The sequence below is a fragment of the Tenacibaculum sp. L6 genome, assembly GCF_028823685.1.
Classification (GTDB): domain Bacteria; phylum Bacteroidota; class Bacteroidia; order Flavobacteriales; family Flavobacteriaceae; genus Polaribacter.
Genome location: NZ_JAPEHZ010000029.1, coordinates 21,839 through 28,427 on the forward strand (window position 1 = coordinate 21,839; position 6,589 = coordinate 28,427).

Consider the following 6,589-nt stretch of genomic DNA (forward strand, 5'->3'; position numbering starts at 1 on the left):
TTTTTGACACGGAATACAATAAAAATAAAGGCTCACAAATTGTGAGCCTTTTTATTTATGCCATTACATCTTTTTCTAATTTTTTATGAAGTTCTTCGAGTGATTTATACAAAACAAATTCTCCGTCTTTTATATATGAAATCTCTCCTGTTTCTTCAGAAACCAATAAACAAATCGCATCTGTTTTTTCGGTAACACCAATAGCAGCACGATGACGTAAGCCAAAACGTGCTGGAATTTTTGTACTGTCAGAAACTGGTAAAATCACACGAGTAGCTACAATATAATTATCTCTTATAATTGTTGCTCCATCATGTAACGGACTGTTTTTGTAAAAAATACTTTCAATAATAGCTTCATTTACCAAAGCATTCATTTTATCTCCTGTATTCACTAAAAAATCAAGATTATTGGTTTTCTCTATTACTAATAATGCCCCTGTTTGGGTTCTAGATAAATTAGCACAAGCCTTTAAAATCGTATCTATATCTATTTCTGAATGAATTTCAGACTTCAAAAATTTGAGCTGATTTAAAAATCCTCTTTTAGCAGAGAAATTGGTAGTTCCTATCATTAATAAAAACTTCCTAATTTCTTGCTGAAATACAATAATCAATGCAATAACCCCTCCTGAAAGCAAATACCCCAAAATACCGCTTAGCATTTCCATATTAAGCGCTTGTGTAACTTTCCATATTAAAAAGATAAAGGCAATACCTATGACAATATTTATTGCTACCGTTCCTTTTAACAGTTTATAGATGTAGAACAGCAAAACTGCTACTAAAAAAATATCCAGTACATCCAAAAACGAAAAATCGATAAAATCTAGGTTCATTAATTTTCTTGAAGTTTTTACTATTTAAAATGATCTAAACAAGTAAATGTAAGCATTTTATTACAACTGATTTACAATCGTTACCGCTTCAACCGCTTCTTTTACGTCATGTACTCGTAAAATATGCGTTCCGTTTAACAAAGCAATAGTGTTGGCTACCGTAGTTGCATTTAAGGCTTCTTGAGCCGAAGTCCCCAATAACTTATACAACATTGATTTCCTTGAAACTCCTGTTAAAATAGGAGCATCTAAGCTTTTAAACAATGATAAGTTTTTAAGTAACTCGTAATTTTGGTCAACTGTTTTTCCAAAACCAAAACCAACATCAATAATCACGTCATTAACTTTTAGTTGACGAAGTTTAAAAAGCTGCTCTGCAAAAAAAGAAATTACTTCAGTAACCACATTTTCATACTGCGGGTTTTGTTGCATGTTCTGCGGAGTTCCTTGCATGTGCATCATAATATATGGCACTTGCAATTTTGCTACCGTTTCAAACATATTAGCATCCATCTTTCCACCAGAAATATCATTGATGATGGCTGCGCCAGCGTTGATAGACTCCTCTACCACTCTACTCCTAAAAGAATCAATTGAAATAAGTATTTCAGGAAAATTTTTTGCCAACAACTCAACCACAGGAAGCATTCTTTGCAGCTCTTCTTCTTCAGAAATATGCTTCGCTCCTGATCTTGAAGAATATGCCCCAACATCAATAAAAGTCGCTCCTTCATTCAACATCTTTTCTGTTTGAGCTAAAAAATCATGTTCGTTTTTATATTTTCCTCCATCAAAAAAAGAATCAGGGGTTACATTTAAAATCCCCATAACCTTAGGCGTGGTAAGATCTAGTAAGGTTCCTTTACAATTAATCGTCATTACACTAAATTTCCAAGTAAAAATAAATGAAAAGCTTGTAATATTTACTATTTTTGGTCGAATACTTTTAAATAAGAAAAATGCAAGACACCTCAAAACAGTATGATGCTGTAGTTGAAGAATGTAAAAATTTATTTACCAAGAAAATGAGCGATTATGGTAGTGCTTGGAGAATCTTAAGACTCCCATCACTAACCGATCAAATATTTATCAAAGCACAACGCATTCGTCAATTACAAGAAAATACTGAACGAAAAGTTGATGAAGGAGAAAAATCAGAGTTTATTGGTATTATCAACTATTCAGTAATGGCATTAATTCAAATAGAATTAGGAGTTGTTGAACAACCTGATTTAACTACTGAACAAGCCACTGAATTATACAACAAACACATAAAAATCACCAAAGAGTTAATGGAAAATAAAAACCATGACTACGGTGAAGCGTGGAGAGATATGAGAGTTTCATCGTTAACCGATTTAATTCTACAAAAACTACTTCGCGTAAAACAAATTGAAGACAATCAAGGTAAAACTTTAGTTTCTGAAGGAATTGATGCTAATTATCAAGATATGATTAATTATGCTATTTTTGCCATGATTCACCTTTCTGAATTAGAAAATTAACCTAAAACAACCCCTAATATGATTTTAAAATTGTTAACTCATATTTCAAGAGTACTTGTAGGACTTCTTTTTATTTACTCTGGATTTGTAAAATTGGTAGACCCTATCGGTTCTCAATACAAGTTTGAAGAATATTTTAGTGCTGGTGTACTAAACTTAGAGTTCTTAATACCTTTTGCGTTACCTTTTTCTATTCTTTTAATTGTTACTGAATTGGTTTTAGGTATTATGCTTTTAGTAGGATACAAAGCAAAATTTACTGTTTGGAGTTTATTTGGTATTAACCTTATCTTCTTATTTTTAACTTGGTACTCGTACACTTACAACAAAGTTACCGATTGCGGTTGTTTTGGAGACGCTTTAAAACTTACACCAAAAGAAACATTTTATAAAAATGTGGTGTTTATGGTATTTATTGTAATCCTAATTTTAGGCGTTAAACACATTAAACCTTTCATTTCTAGCAAAATTGCTTCTGTAACAACTTTTGCTTCAATTTTTGTATCACTTTTGGTAACCTATTACGTATTACAACACTTACCAATCATCGACTTTAGAGCCTACTCAGTAGGAACTGATATTGCTGAAGGTATGAAATACAAAGAAGGAAGTGACGACATTCCTCCTATTCACGATTTTATGATTGAAACTGACGAAGGCGACAAACTAGAAGAAATGCTAGCTAAAGAAAAAGCCATGTTGGTTGTTATGTATAATTTTGATAAAACTGAAGAAGAAGGAATTTCAAAAGTTTCAGAAGTTGCAAAACAAGCTAGCGAACAAGGTTATGAAATTTATGTACTAACTGCTTCTTACATTGAAGACTTAGCAGCTACCCAACAAAAATATAAACTACCGTACACTTTCGGATTCTGCGATGAAACCGCTTTAAAAACTGTTATCAGAGCCAACCCAGGTATTGTTACCGTTAAAAATGGAATAATTGCTGGAAAGTGGAACTGGACAGATGCTGACGACGTAGAACTATAAACAATTATATAATTTATATATAAGTAAAACCTCACAAGTTTGTGAGGTTTTCTTATTTTAGCACATACAGAAAGCTGATTAGAGATACTTTAAAAGTTTCTCTAACAAGTTAAAATCAAGCTTTAATCTAGAAATATTCTTTGTGAAACAACTTTTATTAGTCTTTATCGGCGGCGGAATAGGTAGTGTATTGCGATACATTATCGGAAAAACGTTAAACAGCTCACAAACAGGAATTCCTTACGGAACATTTACTGCTAATATTTTAGGTAGCTTGCTTATCGGAATTATTTTAGGTTTAGCCGCCAAGAACCAAGCATTAACTCAAAACCACACGTTGTTATTAGCTACTGGTTTTTGTGGTGGTTTCACCACTTTTTCAACCTTTGCTTACGAAAACCATGTCTTTTTAAAAGCAGGTGATTTTAGCAGTTTTGCCCTATACACTATCGCTAGTTTCATTATTGGTTTTTTAGCGGTTTTTGCAGGAATTTTCTTAGTAGACTACCTTTGGAATAATCCGCAAAACATTTAAACTGTAAAGGACAATCTAAAGAGACCCTCTCAATAATAAAATAAAATACATATAACAAATGAACGAACTTATACAATATACCTCAGCAGGCAATCATGTATTAATCACAATTACCAACGGAAAAGCCAACGCAATTTCTCACGAAGTAATTGACGCTTTAAATATCGCTTTTGATAACGCTGAAAAAGAAGAAAAACCAGTAATCTTAACTGGTCAACCAGGAATTTTTTCTGCGGGTTATGATTTAAAAAGCATGACTCAATCTGCCAAATCTGCTTTAGATTTAGTTACCAAAGGATCGCAATTATCGCACAGAATGTTATCTTTTCCTTATCCTATAATTGCTGCTTGTTCAGGGCATGCTGTTGCTAAAGGCGCATTTTTATTGCTATCTGCAGATTACAGATTAGGTATTGAAGGAGATTTTAAAATTGGACTAAACGAAGTTATGATTGGTATGACCATGCATAATGCAGGTATTGAGATTGCAAAAGCTCGTCTTGCTCCTATTTATTTTGAGAGAAGCGTAAGTTGTTCAGAAATATACAATCCGAAAGAAGCTATTACTGCTGGCTTTTTAGATAAAGTTGTTCCACAAGAACACCTATTACCTACAGCTTTTAAAATTGCTGAAATGTTTACCAAACTAAACAAAAAAGCACACACAGAAACAAAATTAAAGGTTAGAAAACCTTATTTAGATTCATTAGCCAAAGCTATTGAACAAGACAGTAAAGAAGGATTAACTCCTCCTTCAAAATAAAAAAATCCTGCTCTTGCAGGATTTTTTTCTTAAGGTTTTTTATAAGCCATTACTCCAGCTTTTATTTCTGTATCTAAAGAGTTTTCTTGAGGAGGAATAGGACACGAATAACGATCGCTATACGCACAATACGGATTATATGCTTTATTAAAATCAATTGTAACTGTTCCGTTTGGTTGTATATCTGTAGTGTACACATCTATATAACGTCCACCTTGATAAGACGTTTTACCATTCGTGTTATCTAAAAATGGCAAAAACAAATGATTAATATATTCAGGATCAGGATTTACATCTTGATAAATAGCTAACTCAAAATCTTTTCCTTCAATAGAAAAAGACAAAATTCCATATTTTCTATACAACACTACCCTATCTGTTGTTGTTGGAAAATTAAAAACAGGGGCATCTGGCAGTAATGCTATTTTGGCATTTACAGTGTATTTTTCATCAATAGGAAAGAAATCTAACCCTTTAAATTCCTTTAATCCCTTTTTTGTTAAAGGCGATTTTGACGCATCTTTAAATTTGGTATTCATTTCTATCTGAAAATCAGATTCTCCTAAAACCGTTCTTTTCCTTTCGGTTTTACAAGACAAAAACCCAACGACAAGTAACAATATCACTGTTTTTTTCATATTTCCCTTTATTTTTCGGTATTCAACAAAAATACTATATTCTTAGTAAAACAAGGCGATTCCTTAAAGAATCATTAAATGATATATCAAAAACTGTTAATTTTCTACTAATAACTTGACATAACAATATAAAATCACTACATTTATATTTATAGATATATGTCTATAGTTGATGTAGGGGATTTTTCACCGACAATAAAAAAAACTTATAAGCACATAAGGTAAATTGATAATTTTACCTATAGTAAACATAAAGTTTCCTCTAAATTTGTCGCCCCAGTTATTTTAGGGGTTAATTTTTTTAACCAAATCAATTACCAGACAAAACCTAAAAGAAAATTTTAAATTAAAATTGGTAGATTTTATGAAATCAGAATTAATCAATAAGGCAGAAGAGTTTGAAAACAGAAAATTCAAATTTGTAACTACTAGCGATCGAATTTTAGCCGCTAGAGAAGCAAAAGCTCTAATTTTAGAGATTAACGAGGTATACAAAAAAACAAAAGACACTACGTTAATGGACGTCATGAAACGTTTAACAGCTGTAAAACAACGTATTGAAAAACGTTTAAAAGGAAAACCTTTAACTGCCTAAACAATAAATAATTTTTAAGCACGTTAACAATAATATACATAAGAATAGTAGTTTGATTAACTACAGCTCTCATTATAATATTTATTCTTGATAAAGTTCTAAGTAAATTTACTTAGAACTTTTCTTTTTAAATATATTTGTACTTATCGGGATGTAGCTTAGTCCGGTTAAAGTGCTGGTCTGGGGGACCAGAGATCGGTGGTTCGAATCCACTCATCCCGACTTCTATCATTTATATATTTTTCAGACTAAAAAAAACTAATCAAGTAATTGACTTGGCAAATAGCCTAACTTCTTTTTAAATGCTACGGTAAAATGCTGTGGATTTTTATAACCAACTTCGTAGGAAGCTTGCGCAACCGTATAATTGTTATTTACAATTAACTCTTTAGCTTTTTCTAACCTTAACGAGGTTATATATTTAAAAACAGTTACCCCATAAAATTGCTTAAAAGCACTTTTGAATTTAGAAGTGTTAAAACCAGCCAAAACAGAGAGTTTTTCAATTGTTAAATCTTTATGTAGATTGTTTTGAATATAGTTTTCTATTTTAACTAGCACTTTTTTATCCTCTTCTCTAACCTTATTAATTGCACTTTTTAAATTTGATGACTGAAGTGCTAGCAATACTATTTCAGTCAACTTAACTTCCAAGTACGATTTGCGCGCCACACCTTTGAAGGAACAATTAATAAACTCATTAACAACATCTCTTAACTTGTTAT

General features: G+C 31.7%; 9 protein-coding genes and 1 tRNA gene. 6 read left to right on the forward strand and 4 right to left on the reverse strand.

Going from position 1 to position 6,589, the window contains the following annotated elements:
* Window positions 1-55: 55 nt before the first annotated feature.
* Both cdaA and folP read right to left on the reverse strand, forming a co-directional pair.
* Entirely contained in the window at window positions 56-838 is a 783-nt protein-coding gene (gene cdaA, locus OU788_RS07255) for a diadenylate cyclase CdaA (protein WP_274634546.1), read from the reverse strand.
* 60 nt (window positions 839-898) lie between these two features.
* Complete coding sequence (gene folP, locus OU788_RS07260; RefSeq protein WP_274634547.1) at window positions 899-1,717, reverse strand: dihydropteroate synthase; 819 nt, start codon at window positions 1,715-1,717, stop codon at window positions 899-901.
* An 80-nt stretch (window positions 1,718-1,797) separates the two neighbouring features.
* Here folP and OU788_RS07265 point away from each other — a divergent pair, with 80 nt between their 5' ends.
* From OU788_RS07265 to OU788_RS07280, 4 genes are all read left to right on the forward strand, one after another.
* Window positions 1,798-2,343, forward strand: coding sequence for a DUF1599 domain-containing protein (locus OU788_RS07265; RefSeq protein WP_274634548.1), 546 nt, complete (start codon window positions 1,798-1,800; stop codon window positions 2,341-2,343).
* An 18-nt stretch (window positions 2,344-2,361) separates the two neighbouring features.
* On the forward strand, window positions 2,362-3,333 hold the full coding sequence (locus OU788_RS07270) for a DoxX family protein (RefSeq protein ID WP_274634549.1): 972 nt from the start codon (window positions 2,362-2,364) through the stop codon (window positions 3,331-3,333).
* Between the two features lie 142 nt (window positions 3,334-3,475).
* Complete coding sequence (gene crcB / locus OU788_RS07275) at window positions 3,476-3,868, forward strand: fluoride efflux transporter CrcB (RefSeq protein WP_274634550.1); 393 nt, start codon at window positions 3,476-3,478, stop codon at window positions 3,866-3,868.
* Window positions 3,869-3,926: 58 nt separating this feature from the next.
* On the forward strand, window positions 3,927-4,631 hold the full coding sequence (locus OU788_RS07280; protein WP_274634551.1) for a crotonase/enoyl-CoA hydratase family protein: 705 nt from the start codon (window positions 3,927-3,929) through the stop codon (window positions 4,629-4,631).
* 29 nt (window positions 4,632-4,660) lie between these two features.
* Here the strand turns inward: OU788_RS07280 and OU788_RS07285 are convergent, their stop codons facing one another.
* Complete coding sequence (locus tag OU788_RS07285) at window positions 4,661-5,269, reverse strand: DUF1684 domain-containing protein (RefSeq protein ID WP_274634552.1); 609 nt, start codon at window positions 5,267-5,269, stop codon at window positions 4,661-4,663.
* Window positions 5,270-5,633: 364 nt separating this feature from the next.
* Here OU788_RS07285 and OU788_RS07290 point away from each other — a divergent pair, with 364 nt between their 5' ends.
* Window positions 5,634-5,864 (forward strand): hypothetical protein, encoded by a 231-nt coding sequence (locus OU788_RS07290; RefSeq protein ID WP_274634553.1) that lies wholly within the window; start codon window positions 5,634-5,636, stop codon window positions 5,862-5,864.
* 147 nt (window positions 5,865-6,011) lie between these two features.
* Window positions 6,012-6,086, forward strand: a tRNA-Pro gene (locus OU788_RS07295).
* 36 nt (window positions 6,087-6,122) lie between these two features.
* On the opposite strand, the gene OU788_RS07300 is transcribed toward OU788_RS07295, so the two are convergent.
* On the reverse strand, window positions 6,123-6,589 hold a 467-nt coding region (locus tag OU788_RS07300; protein ID WP_274634554.1), incomplete at its 5' end, for a helix-turn-helix domain-containing protein.

What these genes read in the sequence shown, in the direction of transcription:
- OU788_RS07265 (WP_274634548.1), top strand. Translation starts at nt 1,798, where the DNA reads ATGCAAGACACCTCAAAACAGTATGATGCTGTAGTTGAAGAATGTAAA.
- cdaA (WP_274634546.1), bottom strand. Translation starts at nt 838, where the DNA reads ATGAACCTAGATTTTATCGATTTTTCGTTTTTGGATGTACTGGATATT.
- folP (WP_274634547.1), bottom strand. Translation starts at nt 1,717, where the DNA reads ATGACGATTAATTGTAAAGGAACCTTACTAGATCTTACCACGCCTAAG.
- OU788_RS07290 (WP_274634553.1), top strand. Translation starts at nt 5,634, where the DNA reads ATGAAATCAGAATTAATCAATAAGGCAGAAGAGTTTGAAAACAGAAAA.
- OU788_RS07280 (WP_274634551.1), top strand. Translation starts at nt 3,927, where the DNA reads ATGAACGAACTTATACAATATACCTCAGCAGGCAATCATGTATTAATC.
- OU788_RS07270 (WP_274634549.1), top strand. Translation starts at nt 2,362, where the DNA reads ATGATTTTAAAATTGTTAACTCATATTTCAAGAGTACTTGTAGGACTT.
- OU788_RS07285 (WP_274634552.1), bottom strand. Translation starts at nt 5,269, where the DNA reads ATGAAAAAAACAGTGATATTGTTACTTGTCGTTGGGTTTTTGTCTTGT.